The organism is Acidithiobacillus albertensis, assembly GCF_001931655.1.
Taxonomy (GTDB): domain Bacteria; phylum Pseudomonadota; class Gammaproteobacteria; order Acidithiobacillales; family Acidithiobacillaceae; genus Acidithiobacillus; species Acidithiobacillus thiooxidans.
In genome coordinates, this window is record NZ_MOAD01000061.1 from 1 (window position 1) to 895 (window position 895).

Here is an 895-nt window from a genome sequence, read left to right on the forward strand (position 1 = left end):
ATTGTCTACGTAAAGATGCCGGGGAAAAGAATCCGGGCATAAACGTGTCAAGTACGCCTTCCAGTGGATCAGTCGGACGCACATCCATAACCGTGGGACGGGATACTTCTTTAGCCATGGTGTATACCTCCATCTTATGACAATAACCTTTTAACAATCATAGCCTGCTCTCAGGCTGAGAGATTTATGGGTACGCTCCACTAAAATTTCAAGGGGCTGCACAATAGCACCTAAGCGAATGGAATCCGTTTCCTCCAGAAGCCTCGACAGCTTTCTAGATAAATGCTTGAAGCCAATAAAAGCCGGGAAAGTGTGCCACAGGAGCCGAAAGCGCCTGTGTTAAAAAGAGTCGTGAAATGCTGGGGAAAAGGGGGATGTTCAGGAACCAATCATGAGAAGAGGATGTCTTGTTACCTCCAAGTTACTTCATTGACATGCTGCTGTAAGTAATGGAATAGATGCCCCATACAAGAGGTAGACGCAGCCTTTTTGCCCAACTACCTGAGGTGGAAGTATTTACAGGATGCATGATCATTTTCGCTCTAGAGAGCTTACATTGCTTTGTTTGTCTTTTGCATTGTTGAGAGTGTGTTTGATGGCGTGCCAACGAAGAGGGGGCGACTCTTGTTGGGCTCAAAAAGCCGTTCTATATGGGTGTGGCCTTGATGACCAATCCAGAATCCCCAGAAGGCCGCGAATAAAACTACCGCAAGGATCTTCAAGATACGCTTGAGCACAAAATTGGCTCATTTCTTGCGATCTTTTGCAGATTGTTGCCACCAATAAACGGCTTTATGCGTGTTGGTTGGTACACCCTCGCCGAAGTTGTAGGCGAAGGCCAGATGAAAAGCCCCATTGGCGTTTCCGGATTCTGCCGACTTACGAAACCAGATAT

Annotated in this window: 1 protein-coding gene; it reads right to left on the reverse strand. The window is 46.8% G+C overall.

Going from position 1 to position 895, the window contains the following annotated elements:
* Positions 1 to 746 precede the first annotated feature (746 nt).
* Positions 747 to 893, reverse strand: coding sequence for an SEL1-like repeat protein (locus BLW97_RS20550; protein ID WP_084546934.1), 147 nt, complete (start codon positions 891 to 893; stop codon positions 747 to 749).
* Positions 894 to 895: the final 2 nt, after the last annotated feature.